Genomic DNA, 17753 nt, shown 5'->3' on the forward strand with positions numbered 1-17753 from the left:
GGGCCTCGCCTGCTCACTGGCCGGCAATCGTGACGACCCCTTCGAATCGATCGCAGCTATCCCGAGCAAAGCGAAACCCTCGCGGAACGGGTTCGCTGCATCGGCGTCTCGCGGGGCGTGGACCCACCGCGGTGCGCCCTCGCCTCCTCGCTTTGATGGAGCGCCACGCGGGGTTGACGGTCATCGACTCGCCCCGAGGGTTCGGCAAGACAGAACTCGCAGCCTTGTGGCTGACAACTCTGGGGCCGGTGCCGAGTCGACCGGTTGTGTGGGTGCCGGCACCGTCGAAACGGATGACACCCGTCGACTACTGGAACTCGGCGCGCGCCCTGATTCAGGATTCGTTGGAATCATTGAAGGCTCCGCCGCAAATACTCGACGATCCTGTGGGAGCCGTCGAATCACTTCTCCACTCCTCGGCCGTGCCGTTCGTATTGGTGTTCAATCGCATCGACCTGGTCGAGGGAGACGAGGTGGGCCACCAACTTGTGGATCTGATCGTGCGCTTGCCCGGGTTGAAAGTGATTGTCACGCTCCAGGACCGATCTGCAACGGACTTGCTCGACGGTGTACGCGTGGACGAGTACCTATGCATGAACGACCTCAGATACACACTCGACGAGTCCACGATTCTGTTTGCGGACGCCGGGATTCACCTTCCGTCCGGCATCGTGCATTCGATCTGCGAACGCGTTGCGGGTGTCCCTGTTCTGATGAAGGTTGCTCTGAGCGCGGTTGCGGGGCTGAGTGAACCGAATCGCGGGCGTGAACGCGTTCAGAAGCGGGTGGACCAGGCGATCCTCGCTTACGTCAGTCGGACCGCTCCTCGATCGGGCAAAGCGCTCGAGCTGTTCGACTTCGCGACGACGATCGCCGCAGCGCGCACGGTCACGCCTGCGATCGCGGCCGTCGTGTCCGACGACCTTGACGTGACGGGCAAACTCGACGTGCTCGAGTCTTTCGGACTCATCTTCCGGGACGGCCGCGCCGGGGAGCCGGCCTGGTATTTTGCGCCATCAGTTCGACTGGCGCTCATACGGATACGGTCCGAACAAGGGGCGAGATTCGAAGACCCCTTTCCGATGCTCGTCGACCACGCTCTCGCGACTTCGGATTTCGCCAGTGCGGTCCGCTACGCGATGGACGGTCGTCAGTGGCTTCGCGCGCTCGACATACTCGAACGGCACTGGGCCGATCTCTTGGTCGATCACACTGGACTGATTCGAACGGCGTTGCAATCGATTCCCAGTGACGTCTTGGCCGAGAACCCCTCGATCCTGGTGGGGCGTGACCTACTCGAATCACGCCTTCGTCCACAGTTGATGAACGGCGATTCGCTACCGACGGAACCTGCGGAGTTGCGCGCAATAGGCGGTAGTTCGCAAGCATGCAGTTTGTTGAACGTCGGGACCGTCCAATCCGTCGTACTGAGAACGTCCGGAAAGTACAAGCGCTCAACCGACATCACACGCAAGTTGGCGCACGTCGTGTACGGACTCGGCGACGAATCGTTGGGCGCGTTGGGGTCTCAACTGCCCGCCCTGCGGCTGATCTGGGGAGTCTCGCACCAGTTGACCGGTGACCTCGGTGATGCCGCGGTGGAATTGCGGCTCGCGTATCACGGCGCCGTGCAGCACGGTCCGGAGTTCGTCCTGCGGCACGCCGCAGGCAACGCTGCGCTCAACTCTGCACTGATCGGCGATGTCACACACGCGACAGAGTGGCTTCACCTCGAAAGCGCGCACCCGGACGTTTCGGGATGGCTGGGGCCACCTTCGCACATGGGCGGAGCGATCGCGCGTGCACTCGTGGCGTACGACAGCGTGGACCGGATCGCGGGCGCTGCCGCGATGGACGTGCTCGCCGAGATCACGCCGCCAGGAGATCTCTGGGCATTTGCCGCCTACGCGTACACGAGATTCGCACTGCTGCAATCAGACCCGTTCTCGGGCCTGATTTCATTGCAGCGTGCAGTAGCTACGCATGGGCACGTGAATCCGTGTGAACGATCGCTCGGTGACGCACTTCTCACCGCAGCACGCATCGATCTTCTTTTGGCGTCCGGGGAGGGTACGAAGGCACTGGAAGAAGCAGTTGCTGCCGCGCACACGTTTGCTGTTGTCACGGTTTCTGTCGCTCGTGCGCATCTACTGACCGGAGCGCCGGCACAGGCTTTGGAATTGTGCCGTGAAATTGACTGGAGTGGAGAGTATCTCACCAGAAATCGTCTCGAATCGCTGTTGATAGAATGCGTAGCGCTGTGCGAACTGGGCACAATCGCCGCTGCCGCGCGTCCATGGGAGCAGGCTCGCGGACTGCTCGAAACCTCGGGTGTCCTGTCGGCGCTGGCGACGATACCGCGGGATCTGATCAGGCGACTCGAGGAGCGGGCCGAGGGGTCGAGCAGTGCCGTCGCAGACTTTCTCGAATCCGAAGCGCCGCAGATGTATCCAGCGGTGATCGTTCGAGTCCAATTGACGAAGCGGGAGATGGACGTTCTCGTGGAACTCGGTCTCGGCATCCCGATCGGTGAGATAGCGCGAAAGTTGTTCGTATCCAACAACACGTTGAAGAGTCACCTGCGAGCCCTGTATCGCAAACTCGGTGCGCATTCCCGCGAAGAGGCCGTCGCGGCAGCGCACCGACACAACCTGCTCGGCAGCGGGCAGGACTGATTACCCGTTACTGCAGGTTGCGCTCGGCGTAGACCTTCATCGCATCACGAACCAGCACAGCGGTGCCTTCGCCGTACTTGTCGTAGTTTGCAGTGAAGCGAGGGTCGTCGACGTACATCTGTCCGAGTCTGGTGAAGGCATCGGCGCTGGGAGTCCTTCCCTGCCAACCGATTTTTATCCACTCGAACTGTCTCTGGGTAATCGACTGGACGTCGTCGCTATCCGCGGACAGACCGGCTGTCAGTGCGGTACCGAATGCTTCTGCGATGTCAGCTTGGTTCTGCAGATGCGCTTTCCGGTCGTGCTCGGGCATCGATCGCCACCAGTTGTCCCCTCTCGTGTAGGCGTCCTTGCCCCAACGCTCGATGACCTCGTCCTTGTATCGGGTGTGGTCGAACCCGTCGAAAACATCTTTCGGCATGAGTGATTCACCTTTCTTCGTCTTGTCCAAGGTCCTGTAGACCGATTCGATCTGTCTCGAGATCCGCGTGCGCTCTTGCTCGAGAAGTTCGAGGTGGGTACGCAACGCGGCGGCCGTGTCGCGTTCACCGGTGAGGACTTCGGCGATGGCCGGCAATCCGAGTCCGAGTTCTCGGAGCAGCAGGATGCGCTGCAACCGCACCAGGGCGTCTTCGTCGTAGAAGCGGTAGCCGTTGGCGCCGATGCGGCTCGGTTCCAAGAGCCCGAGATCGCCGTAGTGACGCAGCGTTCTGCTGGTGGAACCGGCGGATTTGGCGAGTTCTTGGATGGACCATTCGCTCACGTGTAGTTCCTACTCTCGGATCGGTTGTGCTCATTCAGCTTGCAAGTTGACGTTGCGTCAATGTCAAGGATGTTTTCGGTTTGCATTGTCGGGAACGTTTTATGTCCGTTTCGCCGTATCGCCACGAACGGGTCTCCAACTGATTGATTCGATGACCTAGGTCACGTGATTTGGCTCACAAATTGTCAATTTGAATAGTTGAACAAGACTCTGTTGACGCTTTCACATACCTCGACCACGATCATCTGAACAGATCGAGTTACGCGGTTGTTGAAAATGCACGGTAGTTGAAATGCACTGCAGACGGAACGGTGGTCCACGATGACTGAACTGGTGTCGGGCGTAGCCCAGACCAAGCCCTATGACCTCGATGATCGGTACCGGTCGGGATCGGGACCGGTGTTGCTGACCGGTGTTCAGGCAATTGCACGCGGCTTCGTCGAGCAGCACGTTCGCGACATTCGGGCAGGTAAGCGTATTGCCACCTTCGTGTCCGGTTACCAGGGCAGTCCGCTCGGCGGCGTCGACAAAATGCTTCACGGCATGCCGAAGGTACTCGCAGAACACGACATCACCTTCATCCCCGGCTTCAACGAGGAACTTGCTGCCACCGCGGTGTGGGGAAGCCAGACGGACCTCCCTGCAGGAACCGCGACCCATGACGGCGTGACCGGCGTCTGGTACGGTAAGGGCCCCGGCGTCGACCGCGCTACCGACACCATTCGCCACGCCAACATGTACGGCGTGAACCCCAAGGGCGGCGTCGTCCTCCTGGTGGGCGACGACCCGGCGTCGAAGTCGTCTACGGTTCCTGCCGTCAGTGAGCGCTCGCTTGCTGCGATGGGTGTACCGGTTCTGTTCCCGCGCAATGCCGAAGAGATCATCACGATGGGTATGCATGCTGTTGCACTCTCGCGTGTGTCCGGTTGTGTCGTGGCGCTCAAGATCGTCGCCGACGTCGCCGACGGTGCCTGGACGATCGACGGCAGCATCGCGGACTTCGACATCGTGGTTCCGGAGGTGCAGTTCGAGGGCAAGCCCTTCGTCTACAAGCAGCGTCAGATGGCCGCGCCGCCGGACAGCGTCATCGCCGAGGCCGATCTGTACGGCCCGCGATGGGATCTGGTGCACGCGTACGGAACTGCCAACAATCTCGACGTCATCGAGGTCAACCCATCCGGTGCGAAGATCGGTATCGCGGCCACCGGTACAACTTTCGACTCCGTTCGCCAAGCGCTGGCAGACCTCGGTGTCGACGACGCCGCGCTGCACCGCGCGGGTATCCGCCTCCTCCGCATCGGCATGTGTTATCCCGTTGTGGGCGAGAAGGTTCGCGAGTTCGCCGAAGGTCTCGAGCAGATCGTCGTGGTCGAGGACAAGACCGCGTTCATCGAGGCGCAGATCCGGGAAGTCCTGTACGGCACCGACGATGCCCCACGCATCATCGGCAAGCGTGACGGCCAGGGCCGTCTGCTCATGCCCGCCAGCGGTGAGTTGACCGCAGGTCGGCTGCTGGCCCCGCTGCGTCGCGTGCTCAAGCCGCACGTCGAGCTCAAGCGCACCCTCCCGGCGCCGCTGTCGCTGAACGTGCTCTCCGCCAAGCGAACCGCGTACTTCTGCAGCGGGTGCCCCCACAACCGTTCCACCGCTATCCCCGAGGGTTCCATCGGCGGCGGCGGAATCGGTTGCCACACACTCGTCACCATGTCCGGCCGTGAGGACAGCGCTGTCACCGGTCTGACGCAGATGGGCGGCGAGGGCAGCCAGTGGATCGGGCAGGCACCGTTCACCGACGTGCCTCACCTGTTCCAGAACATCGGCGACGGCACCTTCTTCCACTCCGGTCAGTTGGCTGTCCAGGCGTGCATCGCTGCAGGCGTGAACATCACCTACAAGTTGCTCTACAACGAGGTAGTGGCGATGACCGGTGCGCAGGACGCGGAAGGTGCCCTCTCCGTTGCTCAACTCAGCCACAAGCTGACCACCGAGGGCGTCAAGCAGATCATCATCTGCGCCGACGAGCCTTCGCGTCACAACAAGCGCGCACTGGCCAAGGGCACCAAGCTCTGGCACCGCGATCGCCTCGACGAGGCCCAGAAGGAGCTTCGCGAGATCAAGGGCGTCACAGTGCTGATCTACGACCAGCACTGTGCGGCCGACGCTCGTCGTCAGCGCAAGCGCGGCACGCTGCCCACTCGCAACACTCGCGTCGTCATCAACGAGGCGGTGTGCGAGGGGTGCGGTGACTGCGGCGTCAAGTCCAACTGCCTCTCGGTCCAGCCCGTGGACACCGAGTACGGCCGCAAGACGAAGATCGATCAGACGTCCTGCAACACCGACTACACCTGCATGGATGGCGATTGCCCGTCGTTCGTGACCGTCGAACTGGTACCGGGCAAGAAGGCTCCCAAGGCCGCACGTCCCGTCCCGCCGGTCGTCGCAGATCCTGATTTCGGCCCGCTCACCACCACGCAGAACGTTTTCCTGGCGGGTATCGGCGGAACCGGCATCGTGACCGTCAACCAGGTGCTCGCCACTGCTGCATTGCGCGCCGGCCTCGAGGTGGAGAGCCTTGACCAGATCGGACTGAGCCAGAAGGCCGGACCCGTTGTCTCGCACCTGCGTTTCAGCTCCAGCGCGCTCGAGCCGTCCAACCGCCTTACCCCGGGCAGTGCGGATTGCATCGTCGCATTCGACCTGCTGACCGCGACGGACAACAAGAACCTCGACTACGGCAACTCCGAGAAGACGGTCTCCATCGCGTCGACGTCGCAGACGCCGACCGGAGACATGGTCTACGACAAGGCTGTTCGCTACCCCGAGGAGACTTCACTCCTTGCCCGCCTCGACAAGGTGTCGCGCACCCTGCGCTCCTTCGACGCCCTCGCAGCGGCGCAGGAGCTGTTCGGTAACACCGCAGCTGCCAACTTCCTGCTGATCGGTGCGGCCTACCAGAGCGGCGGACTTCGTCTGCCGGCCGAGGCCATCGAAGAAGCGATCGGCATCAACGGCGTTGCCGTGGACGCGAACATCGCGGCATTCCGTTGGGGTCGCGCAGCAATTGCCGACACCGCTGCGTTCTCGGCCGTCACCACGCCGGCCAAGTCCGTCCGCGAACCCGTTGTCGCACCGGCTCACATGTTCGCCGGAACCACCTTCACCGGTGAAACCCTGCGACTGGTGGAACTGCGTGCTGCGCAGCTCATCGAGTTCCAGTCCGTCAAGATCGCCCAGCGTTACATCGATCAGGTCCAGGCAGTCTGGACTGCCGAGCGTGCCGCAACCGAGCGGACCGACTTCAGCGAAGCGGTTGCCCGCGGCCTGTTCAAGTTCACCGCGTACAAGGACGAGTACGAAGTGGCTCGTATGCTGGTCGACCCCGCATTCATCGAGGACGTCAAGTCTCAGGTGCCGGCCGGGGAGAACCTGACCTACAAGCTCCACCCGCCGATCCTGCGAGTGATGGGTCGCAAGAAGAAGATCGGTCTCGGACCCAAGTCGCATGTTGCACTGAAGGTTCTGGCCAAGGGCAAGAAGCTTCGCGGCACCAAGCTCGATCCCTTCGGCTACATGCACGTCCGCAAGGTCGAGCGTGAACTGCTCGCCGAGTACGAGGCCATGATCGCTGACCTCTCTCGTACGCTCGCAACCGACGGATACGATCGCGCCGTCGAGATCGCGGCGCTGCCGGACGTGGTTCGTGGCTACGAGGACATCAAGCTCGGCAACATCGAGCTGTACAAGACTCGCCTGCGTGAACTCGGCGTCGGTGAGTAGGAGCGCCGGCGAGTAGCTCGAAGAAACTGTGCCCCAGCAACCGTTGTTGCTGGGGCACAGTTGTGTTCGGAGCCGAATCGTACGTGGACAGGTTCAGGAGGGCGGGAACTGCCCGTCGGCAACCACGGCGCTGCCGTTCCACGTGAAGTTCACGATGTTCGGTCCTCCTTGGGGGCAGCAGAACGCGTCGTCGTCCAGCAGCCAACGGTATTGGACGGATACGGAATCCTTGTTGCTGTCGATGACGTGTGTGTACGAGTACGGCTTACTGGTAGCGGTGCCCAGGTATATTCCGTCGTGGAAGAACAGGACGTGTGACTGGTAAGTCGCATCGCCCACGCCGTCGCCGTCGACCGAAACCCAGAGTAGGTCAGGGCAATTACCGACCTGCTCCTCGCTCGAGGATGTCGGTATCCAGTTACCTCCGTTGACGTCGGTACCCAGCGTGCTGATGGCATCGGTGACGAGCGGAGAGCCGACGTCGAGACAGGGACCCGAAGCGGGGATTGCTGTCGTGGATGCGCTTGTGCGGGTGTCCGATTGTGGCGGGGGAGAACTCGCTACCGTCGTCTCGGATTCGCTTGCAGTCGAAGACGCCGCAGTCGAACTTGCTGCCGTTGAACTCGACGCCGCTTCAGGTGTTCCTTCGGTCGACCCGCAACCGGCGACCGTCAGGGCAGTGGCCGTCACCAGTGCAATGGCCGCGGCGACGACCGAAATCGGAGCTTTCCTGCGCATGCGTCCTCCAGAGAGTATGGGTTCACGTGTTCAAGTCCCTCCTTCGTTCTGTCGCCGGGATATGCGTTTGCGTTATCGAACAACTGGTAACGATCGGCTATCGGGCTCGGTGTTCCGTGCTTGGGTGCTCTTGGCCCTGGCCGCGTCGTATCGCACGGATCCAGCAACGACGGTCATCGCAATCTCCGTGGTCAGGAGAGAATCGACCCCTTCGGTGAACGGATCTTGTTTCAGCACGACAAAATCGGCTGCATTACCCCGAACCAGCTGGCCGGTCACATCTTCCCACCTGCACGAGTAGGCAGCGTCGCGAGTTGCGTGTGCCAGCGCATCCGCGAGAGGTAGAGCGTACTTCGGCAGATTGGGTGCCAGCGACGGATCGATTGCGGATCGACGGGTGGTGGCTATGAACATGTTCGGCAGCGGCGGGTGGGGAGCGGTCGGCGCGTCCGAACCCAACGCCAGAACCGCTCCGGCCTCGGTGAATTCAGGCCAGGGATACGCGCGATTCACCCGGTAGTCGCCGAGCATCGCCTGCCAGTTTTCCTGGATTGCAGGGTCAGCGTGAACCGGTTGCATCGAGGCGATGATTCCCAGGCGGGCAAGCCTTTCGACGTTGTCCCGGGTGATGGACTCCAAGTGTTCCATTCGGTGCCTGCGGGGAATGTCTCCGTTGGCGGCGATCGCGTACTCGAGTGCAGTCAGTCCGATCTCCGACGCCTCGTCGCCGATCGCGTGCATCGCGATCTGCAGGCCTGCGGCGTCTGCGGCTGTCACGACGGGGATCAAGGATTCGAGATCCCAGATGGGCTCGGCGTTGGTGCCGTCCGAGTACGGTTCTTTCATTGCGGCAGTGCAGCTGTCGATCACACCGTCGATGATGATCTTGATTCCGGCGATACGGAGCCATGGACCTTGGACACGCTCGTGGAGTTCGATTGCGTCGTGAACTTGCCGGACGTTGTCGGCCTCGTTGTCCTCGCGGGTCATCAGCCAGTGAGCCGCAACTCGTAGCGGCAGAGTGCCGTTTCCGGCGTCCAAAGCTCTTTCCAGCGCAGCCAATTCGTCCGCGCCGAGGGCCATGTCCACCGCGCCGGTCACGCCGTCCTCGAGATAGTGGCGGAACGCGAGAGCGAGGGCGGCGTCCCGGTCCTCGTCCGAAGCGAGCCCCGCCAGTTTCGGCCAGACATAGAGCATCATGGCCGTCTCGTACAGCATTCCAGTCGCTTCACCAGTTTCAGGGTCTCTGCCGATACGACCGCCGATCGGATCGGGAGTGTCCGCGTCGATGCCGAGTTCTCGCAGTGCTGCGGTGTTCACCCAGACCGAATGTACGTCGTTGGCGTCGAGGTACACCGGGCGATCGGGTACGACGGCGTCGATCATCTCTCGCGTGGGGTGCTCTCCGTTCAGCGCCGAGAACAACCAACTGCGACCCAACAGTCGCGGCGCGTCCGGGTTCGATTCCGCGAATTGCCGGATGCTGGACTGAATGTCGGCAAGATCGGTGGCATCGAGGAGATCGAGCTTCTGCAGCGCGAATCCCATCATGACCAAATGTGTATGGGCGTCGACAAAACCGGGGAGCACGACCGCACCTTCGAGGTCGACCACCTCGGCGTCGGGAGCCAGGATTTCGGCATAGACGGTCTCGCCCACGAACCTGAGCTGTTGGCCCTCGACGACTATCGATTCGGCCCACCCTTCCTCGGCGGCCGTGAAGATCTTTCCGTTGCGGTAGTGAGTGATGCTGTCATTCATGACTTCTACGTGATCCTTACGCGATGACGGTAGTAGTGATGGCGGCACTGTGGTGACGATACGCACCCTCGGTACGTGCGGAGAGCCGCGATACCAAGGCGAACGGGACCAACAAGACGAAGCTGATCCCCGAGATGATGACTCCGAAGGTCGGATAGCCGAGGCTCGCAGTCACCGAAGTGCCGAACAACGGCGCAAACGCGGAACCGATGAGGTAGGTACCGAGCAGTGGGGCGGACCATCGGCCGGCGGCGTCGAGGGCCGCCGAGATGGCAACCAAGACGATGAACGTTGCCGCGTAGGTTGTGTTCCAGGCGATCACCAGGATGAGGTAGATCGTGGAATCGGTTGCGAGGCAAGCCGACAGCTTCAGAATTGCCCCGAGGATCAGGAGTGCCGAGATCGACACTGTCCGGCTGACGCGGGAACCCAGCGCGGTCAGGACAACTGCCGCGAGGACACCACCTGCCGTTGATGCGCTCAGCGCGAGCCCCATCTGTTGGTCCGAAAGTCCGGCGTGCTCCGAGCCCATGATGCCGAGTACTGCCCACAGTGAGTCCTCGCTGATCGCCCAGACGGCGAGCATCGCGAGGAAGGCGGTCCCGGCAAAAGTGAGTCGTTTCGCGCTGACCCCGGCGGGGAGAGTTGTGGTCGCCTTGGCGGACTTCGTCGCCTCCGGCGACTCTTTCACCGGGGATGACGGCAACCAGGTCACCGTGGCGGCGGTGGCAAGCGCCAGGGCCGCGACGATGCCGAAGGCGTTGGTCATATGTGTGCCGAGGATGGGAATGAGAGCGAGGACCGCTGTGACGACGACCCGATTCACAAGTCCGCTGATGCTTGATACCCGGTCCGGGTTCGTGAGCGCTGCCAATGCCGCGCCACCGACGGATGCGGAGCCACCAGCGCCGACGCCGCCGATGATGATCGCCGCACACGCGATTGCCGTGGTCGGTGCGATGGCCGCGACGCCGAATGCAGCCGCCATCGCGATCAGACTGATGCGGCCGAGCAGGTGACGACGCGGACCCGATGCGATCCGCGTGGTGGCGAGGCAGGTGCCCGCGCAGACCAGCAGCGACGCGGTCAGGACGGCACCAGCGGCAGATTCGGTGACACCGAGGTCATCGACCATTGCCACGATCATCAATGGGATGAGGTTCGCGGTGATGAACCCCATGACGCCGATGCTGAAGACGGCAACACCGCGGTTGGTGGTGAGTGGAACCCGGTCTGACTTCGTATTCGCAGAAGCGTTGTTTGGCACTAGGGCAACCCCAAGTCCTGAAGGGGGTGGCGGAACCGACCCCTGATGGCGTGATGCGAGTCACTTAATGAATGTGATTCGTTAAGTATGGGGACGGCCGAGGGCTCGGTCAAGAGGTATAACGAATTTGATTCGTTAATTGTATGTTTCGGGATATCGACTCCCGCAAAGTGGCGTCACCGGTCTGTTTCTTGTTGCGAGGCTTATGCTTCCGCAATGGCTGAGATCGAGGAACGAACCCGCTACTTCGAGCGCTACGTCACTTTCATCGACGCGATAGTTGCCATCGCGATCACGCTGCTCGTCCTGCCGTTGGTCGAATTGACCAGCGACCACCACGGCACCACGTCCGAGCTGCTGCGCGAGCACGCGGCGCAATTCTGCTCCTTCGCCCTGAGCTTTCTGGTGATCTTCCGGCTGTGGTGGTCGCAGCATCGACTACTTCGTTTTGTGATCGACGGGGACAAGGTGGTCGTGCGCGGGCTGGGGTTGTGGGTACTGACGATCGTGTTCTTGCCCTTCCCGACGGCGCTGGTTGCAGCGCCGTCTCAGGACCTGGGAACCAGGGCTCTCTACATCGGGACGATGGCCGCCAGCGCTGCGTGCCTGGCGGTGGTCGCGTGGGGTCTGGTCCGCAACCCGTCGTTGAGCGAAGAGAGTGCAAAGCCGCATTTCACGGCCGAGATCGTTACCTTCCTGATAATGCTGGTGGCACTGCTCGTCAGTGTGCTTGTCCCGGTGACGTCGTACTTCCCGTTGCTTCTTCTCCTCTTGTCGACCCCGATCGAAAAGCTGTGGGATCGAGTGGCGGTGAAATCGAGAGGCGGTGAAATCGAGAGGCGGTGAAATCGAGAAGCGGTGAAATCGAGAGGCGGCGAAGGTGAAATGAGCTAGTCGGCGCGCGCGGTCATCGCGGATTTCTTCGCCTTGTTTCCGCAGATGTTCATCGAGCACCAGCGTCGGTTGTTGCCGCGACTGGTATCGACGTAGAGGCCGGTGCACCCGTCGCCTTGGCATGCTTTGACGCGGTCACGGTCGGGACCGCCCAGTACCGCGATCGCGTCGGCAGCCACGATCGACAGGGCGTCGCGGATCGGATTGTCTCCGGTCGATGTCCAGAGGGCTCGACCGTTCTGAAGGACGAGGTGGGCGCTGCCGAGTTCGGATGCGGTGTTGACGATCGCGACATCGGCGCGTGAGGCCTGTCGGTTCTCGCACACGGCGATTCCAATGCGATGAATGGATTCACGTAAATCCTGCGCGTCGCGGAGGTCGTCTGCCGTCGCTCGTGCCGAGGTGTTCGTCAGATCGTTGGCGCGCAACCATAATTCGAGTCGATGCGGGCTCGTGAGTCGCTCGAACCTCGAGCCGTTCCGATTGGTGAGGGTGGCGGTGAAGCGGAACGCGAGCGTGTCGTTGTCGAGTCGAAAGACGTCCCGAGCGGATTCATCAGCTCCTGCTTCGTTCACTTTTGCCCTCCTTTGCGGTGAACCATCTCAACCGGTTCGACACCAACTGTACCTGTATGAGAGTGTTGAACCGTCTTAGATGGTTCAACACTTTCGAGAGGGAAATCCATGACTTCTGTTTCCGTGGTCGGTTTGGGCGCGATGGGTCGTCCCATCGCTCGAAATCTGATGGGCGCAGGGTTCGACGTGACGGTGTGGAATCGCAGCCCTGAAGCGGTAACCGAACTGGTCGAGGAAGGGGCGACCGGCGCGAAAACCGTTGCCGAGGCATTCGAGTCCGGTGTGGTGCTGTCGATGTTGGCGGATGATTCGGCCGTGTCTGCGGCCATTCTGGATCCCGCCTTACTCGCATCCGTTCCGAGTGGAACCGTGCACGTCAACATGGCCACCGTCAGCGTCGATCTTGCCAAGCGCGCCGCCGCACTGCACGCCGAGCACGGCATCGGTTACATCGCGGCGCCGGTGTTCGGACGCGTTTCTGTTGCTCAGGCTGGTCAGTTGAACATCATCGCCGGTGGCGACAGTGCCCTTCTCGAACGAGTACAGCCGTTCTTCGACGTCATCGGGGCTCGCACCTGGCCACAAGGTGAGCGTCCGGAGCAGGCCAACATCGTCAAGATCATCGGCAACTACCTCATCCTCTCCGCGATTCAATCCTTGGGTGAGGCAATCACATTGGGGGAGAGGTCAGGTGTGGACGGAAGCCAACTCGTAGAACTGCTGACCTCCACGATCTTTCCGGGGCCGGTTTACTCCAGCTACGGAAACCTCGTCGCGACGCGTCAGTACGAGCCTGCGGGATTCACCACCGCTCTGGGCTTCAAGGATCTGAAGCTTGCGCTCGACGCCGCCGACAGCGTCAATCTGGATTTGCCGTTCGGTGGCGTACTTCGAGGCGTGCTCACTCAGGCTCTGGTGAACGGTCAGGGCGAGATGGACTGGGCGTCGATTGCAGAACTGGTTCGTTCCGGCCAGTCGGGCGAAGGCAGTCCCGAAACACCGACGAGGTGAGCGCGAACGCGGACGGGACTGTGACTTCGGACGGGACTGTGACTTCGGTACTGGCGGAGACCGATTCCGTCAGAACACTACCTCTGGCCGGGTTGTCGGCACTCGCAACGGCAGGTTTCATCGCGATCACAACCGAAACCATGCCGGCCGGACTACTGGTGCAGATCGGGTCAGGACTGTCCGTATCTGTCTCCGGCGCCGGGCAATTGGTCACTGCATACGCGTTGGGCTCTGTCGTCGGGGCTGTACCGCTGATCGCAGTGACGCGGGGATTGCGACGGCGCGCGGTCCTGGTGTCGGCGATTGTAGGGTTCGGTGTCTTCAATCTGGTGACAGCGCTGTCGTCGAATCTTGTTCTCACCTTGGGTGTTCGGTTCCTGGCGGGCATGGCGGCAGGTGTGGTGTGGGGATTGCTTGCCGGGTACGCGCGCAGGATGGCGCCCCCTCACCTGCAGGGGCGGGCCGTTGCGGTTGCCTCAGTCGGACAGCCGATTGCGTTGGCAATCGGCGTTCCGATGGGGGCGTGGCTCGGGACCTTGGCCGATTGGCGCGTCGTCTTCGCCTTGATGTCGGGTTCGGCGCTACTTCTGGTGGTGTGGATACTCGCAGTGATGCCGGACTTTCCCGGGCAACAAGCGGATCGGCGGCTGTCGGTGCGGAAAGTCCTGGTCTTGCCGGGCGTACGACCGATTCTCCTTGTCGCGTTCTTGTGGATCCTCGCGCACAACATCGTGTACACGTATCTGGCGGCGTTCCTGGATCGCATCGGTTTCGGCGATCGGTTGGGAATCGTCTTGTTCGTGTTCGGACTTTTCGCCTTCGTGGGCATCGGTGTGGTCGGGGTGCTCGTCGACCGGGCGCTGCGAAGTCTCACCGTGTTGAGCTTGGTGGTCTTTGCCGCAGCTTTGACGGCCTTGGGTGTCGGCGGTGACAACTTCGCAGTGATCGCACTCAGCGTTGCAGTATGGGGTGTGGCATTCGGAGGCGCTCCCACTCTCCTTCAGACTGCACTCGCGGAAACGACGGACGACGCGGTGGACACTGCACAATCGGTTTTCGTGACGATCTTCAATTCGGCGATCGCAGCGGGTGGCGTCGTCGGCGGCCTGATCTTGGCGAACAGGGGTGCGGGAGCGTTGCCCTTGGTGGCGCTGATGCTGATCGTGGTCGGTGTTCTTGTGGCCAGTATCCGACAAATCGGACATCGCTTGTGATTCACTTCACGCATGCGGAAGTCATTGTTGGTGGTTGCGTTGGTTGCTGCTTGGTTTGTCGCAGGGGCGATGCCTGCGGGGGCGGCGGATGCGAACTGGTCCGGTGATTACTCGCTCAAGCGCTTCGCCGCGACCAAGACAGGTACAAGTCTGGCCGCCGGCCAATGGGAGCCGGATTTCTCCGATACGTACACGTTCGAGACGGACTGCTCGGGCGGAGTGTGTGTTGCCACTGTGGTGGGCGGGCCGGCTCCCGCCAATCCGACTTTGCCGCAGCCGGCGCAATACACCTGGGACGGAACCAGTTGGGTGCACCCCTATGACTGGGAGTGGGATTGCTACCAAGGTGAGGGTGTGCCCAAGGTGTGGGCGCCGGCACATTCGGACGCGTACTACACACCTCAGCCCGATGGCAGCCTGAAGGGTTCGTGGCGTACCGACATCAAGAGTGGTCCCTGCGAGGGATCGGTGATCATGCACATCGAGGCGTACCCGGTCGGTCGATCTACCGGATCTTTCGGTAGTTGAGAACGATCTTCGGCGCGAGGGTGTTGAAACAAATCTGAGCCCGCGGGAATTGATCGAGCCTTATGCACGTTAATTGAGTCAGTAACGCTCAACTTTCTGCAAGGAGGCTTCGGAATGCCAGCATTCTTCGGGCCCGAGGGTCCCGGTCGCATCGATATTTCCCGGCTCATGAGCAGGGCCACCCAGCAACTCATGGCTGACGCTGCACGCGTAGCGGCTGCTCGCGGTGATTCGGATCTCGATGCACTGCACGTTCTCCGCGTCATGGCGGAGCAGGATCCGGTCCGCACGCTCATGCAGCGCGCCGGAGCCGACCCGAAATCCGTGGTCGACGCCGTCGACCTGCGACTGCCACAAGGCCGTGAGCAGGGTGCATACTCAGCTCCCGCGCTCAGCAGCGCCGTCAAAACTGCTTTACTCGAGGCACATCAACTAGCCCGAGCCCTGGGATCGACGTACATCGACCCCGAACATCTCTTCATCGCACTGGCCGGTGACCCCGATCATGTCCCGGGTCGTCTGCTCGCTTCCGCCGGTATCACGCCGGAGAAGTTGCAGGCCGCAGTTCAGAATCCCGCGGCCGGTCCAGTGGAGGACGAGTCCACCACTCCGACGCTCGACAAGTACGGCGTCGATCTCACCGATCGCGCCCGCAACGGCGGCGTCGACCCGGTGATCGGCCGCGCCGACGAGATCGAACAGACCATCGAAATCCTCTCCCGCCGTACCAAGAACAACCCGGTCCTGGTGGGTGAGGCCGGCGTCGGCAAGACTGCCATCGTCGAAGGGCTGGCCCAGCGCATCGTTGACGGGGACGTCCCGGAATCGTTGGTGGGCAAGAAGATCGTCCAGCTCGAACTGTCGAGCATGGTTTCGGGTACCCGCTACCGCGGTGATTTCGAGGAACGGCTGACCAAGGTGATCGACGAGATCACCGCACACAAGGACGAGCTGATCGTCTTCATCGACGAGATGCACACCATCGCCGGTGCAGGCGGCGGTGCCGAAGGCGCGATGGACGCCGGAAACATCCTCAAGCCCAAGCTTGCTCGCGGTGAACTGCACATCGTCGGCGCCACCACGCTCGACGAATACCGCAAGAACATCGAGAAGGATCCCGCGCTCGAGCGGCGCTTCCAGCCCGTACAGGTCGGAGAGCCGTCGATCGAGGACGCGATCGCCATCTTGAGCGGACTGCGCAGTCGCTACGAGGATCACCACAAGGTGCACTACACCGACGAGGCGATCACCGCTGCGGTGGAACTGTCGGCACGGTACATCGGCGACAGGTTCTTGCCGGACAAGGCAATCGACCTGATCGACCAGGCCGGTGCCAGGCTCCGTTTGAGGACGGCCACCGTAGACACCGCTGCCCTGCAGCAGCGTCTCGAGCAGCTCGAGAGCGACAAGGAAAAAGCCGTCGCCGACGAGTTGTACGAGAAGGCGTCGACCCTGCGTGACGAGATCAACGGCGTCGCAAAGCGTCTCGAGAAGGCAGGATCCTCGGTTCCTTCCGAGGAAACTCCGGACGTGACCGCTCAGCAGATCGCCGAGGTTGTCGCTCGCGCCACGGGTATTCCGGCCAGCCAGATGACTCAGGCAGAGAAGGATCGCCTGCGCCGTCTGGAGGAGGAACTGCACGGTCGTGTCATCGGACAAGATGATGCCGTTCGCGCCATCGCTCGTGCGGTGCGTCGTAGCCGGACAGGTATGAGCGATCCGGATCGCCCCGTCGGAAGCTTCCTGTTCCTCGGGCCTACCGGTGTCGGTAAGACGGAGCTCGCAAAAGCTCTGGCCGCCACACTCTTCGGTGACGAGAACAAGATGCTGCGCTTCGACATGAGTGAGTTCGGGGAACGCCACACGGTCAGCCGATTGGTCGGTGCTCCTCCCGGATACGTCGGCTACGGCGAGGCCGGACAGCTCACGGAGCAAGTGCGTCGTAACCCGTACTCGGTGATCCTTCTCGACGAGATCGAAAAGGCGCACCCGGACGTGTTCAACACCTTGCTCCAGGTGCTCGACGACGGGCGTCTGACCGACGGCCAGGGTCGCACGGTGGACTTCAAGAACACCGTCGTGATCATGACCAGCAACCTCGGCTCCGACATCATCTCGAGCAAATCCGGTGGACTCGGCTTCACCACGGGTGACGCAGAGTCGGCGGAGAAGCCACTGCGCGACCGCGTGATGGCGAGATTGCGCGAATCGATGCGGCCGGAGTTCCTCAACCGCATCGACGAGATCGTGATCTTCCGCAAGCTCGACACCGAGCAACTGCACCGGATCACTGATCTGTTGCTCGACGACAGCCGGAAGCGGTTGCAGTCGAAGGGCATCGACATCGAGTTCACCGCCGACGCAGTGGACTGGATCGCCGAGCACGGGCATCAGCCCGAGTTCGGGGCTCGTCCGTTGCGCCGTTCGATCCAGCGTGTGGTCGACGACAAGATCGCCGACATGCTGCTCGACGATCTCCTCGAAGAGGGTGGCAGCATCACCGTCGCGGTTGACGAGGGTGAGTTGGTGTTCAGCTAGGGGCACAGCCCC

Annotated in this window: 12 protein-coding genes; 7 read left to right on the top strand and 5 right to left on the bottom strand. The window is 62.0% G+C overall.

Annotated features, from left to right (window positions below; genetic code table 11):
• The first annotated feature begins 131 nt into the window (after positions 1 to 131).
• Entirely contained in the window at positions 132 to 2675 is a 2544-nt protein-coding gene (locus tag ACWF6P_RS16350) for a response regulator transcription factor (RefSeq protein WP_452621687.1), read from the top strand.
• A 7-nt stretch (positions 2676 to 2682) separates the two neighbouring features.
• On the opposite strand, the gene ACWF6P_RS16355 is transcribed toward ACWF6P_RS16350, so the two are convergent.
• Positions 2683 to 3438, bottom strand: a complete 756-nt coding sequence (locus ACWF6P_RS16355) for a MerR family transcriptional regulator (RefSeq protein WP_452621688.1) — start codon at positions 3436 to 3438, stop codon at positions 2683 to 2685.
• 321 nt (positions 3439 to 3759) lie between these two features.
• Between ACWF6P_RS16355 and ACWF6P_RS16360 the strand changes: the two genes are divergently transcribed.
• Positions 3760 to 7215 carry an indolepyruvate ferredoxin oxidoreductase family protein gene (locus ACWF6P_RS16360; protein WP_452621689.1) on the top strand — a complete coding sequence of 1152 codons (3456 nt, stop codon included), beginning with the start codon at positions 3760 to 3762 and terminating at the stop codon, positions 7213 to 7215.
• Between the two features lie 93 nt (positions 7216 to 7308).
• On the opposite strand, the gene ACWF6P_RS16365 is transcribed toward ACWF6P_RS16360, so the two are convergent.
• From ACWF6P_RS16365 to ACWF6P_RS16375, 3 genes are all read right to left on the bottom strand, one after another.
• Positions 7309 to 7953: an LppP/LprE family lipoprotein gene (locus ACWF6P_RS16365; RefSeq protein WP_452621690.1), complete on the bottom strand. Its 645-nt coding sequence runs from the start codon at positions 7951 to 7953 to the stop codon at positions 7309 to 7311.
• Positions 7954 to 8025: 72 nt separating this feature from the next.
• A complete protein-coding gene (locus ACWF6P_RS16370) occupies positions 8026 to 9714 on the bottom strand; it encodes an amidohydrolase (RefSeq protein ID WP_452621691.1) in 1689 nt (562 codons plus the stop codon).
• 16 nt (positions 9715 to 9730) lie between these two features.
• Positions 9731 to 10981 carry an MFS transporter gene (locus ACWF6P_RS16375; RefSeq protein WP_378532124.1) on the bottom strand — a complete coding sequence of 417 codons (1251 nt, stop codon included), beginning with the start codon at positions 10979 to 10981 and terminating at the stop codon, positions 9731 to 9733.
• A 216-nt stretch (positions 10982 to 11197) separates the two neighbouring features.
• On the opposite strand from ACWF6P_RS16375, the gene ACWF6P_RS16380 reads away from it, so the two are divergent.
• Positions 11198 to 11827 carry a TMEM175 family protein gene (locus ACWF6P_RS16380; RefSeq protein WP_452621692.1) on the top strand — a complete coding sequence of 210 codons (630 nt, stop codon included), beginning with the start codon at positions 11198 to 11200 and terminating at the stop codon, positions 11825 to 11827.
• A 44-nt stretch (positions 11828 to 11871) separates the two neighbouring features.
• Here ACWF6P_RS16380 and ACWF6P_RS16385 read toward each other — a convergent pair whose 3' ends face one another.
• Positions 11872 to 12450 (bottom strand): CGNR zinc finger domain-containing protein, encoded by a 579-nt coding sequence (locus ACWF6P_RS16385; protein WP_452621693.1) that lies wholly within the window; start codon positions 12448 to 12450, stop codon positions 11872 to 11874.
• Between the two features lie 108 nt (positions 12451 to 12558).
• Between ACWF6P_RS16385 and ACWF6P_RS16390 the strand changes: the two genes are divergently transcribed.
• From ACWF6P_RS16390 to ACWF6P_RS16405, 4 genes are all read left to right on the top strand, one after another.
• On the top strand, positions 12559 to 13461 hold the full coding sequence (locus ACWF6P_RS16390; RefSeq protein ID WP_452621694.1) for an NAD(P)-dependent oxidoreductase: 903 nt from the start codon (positions 12559 to 12561) through the stop codon (positions 13459 to 13461).
• A gap of 20 nt (positions 13462 to 13481) precedes the next feature.
• Complete coding sequence (locus ACWF6P_RS16395; protein ID WP_452621695.1) at positions 13482 to 14675, top strand: MFS transporter; 1194 nt, start codon at positions 13482 to 13484, stop codon at positions 14673 to 14675.
• Positions 14676 to 14687: 12 nt separating this feature from the next.
• The gene (locus ACWF6P_RS16400) at positions 14688 to 15203 is read left to right on the top strand and encodes an Rv2253 family sensor-like surface protein (protein ID WP_452621696.1); all 516 of its coding nucleotides are present in this window, start codon (positions 14688 to 14690) and stop codon (positions 15201 to 15203) included.
• 114 nt (positions 15204 to 15317) lie between these two features.
• Positions 15318 to 17741 carry an ATP-dependent Clp protease ATP-binding subunit gene (locus ACWF6P_RS16405; RefSeq protein WP_452621697.1) on the top strand — a complete coding sequence of 808 codons (2424 nt, stop codon included), beginning with the start codon at positions 15318 to 15320 and terminating at the stop codon, positions 17739 to 17741.
• The last annotated feature ends 12 nt before the right edge of the window (positions 17742 to 17753 follow it).

The organism is Rhodococcus sp. NPDC055024 (genome assembly GCF_053608585.1).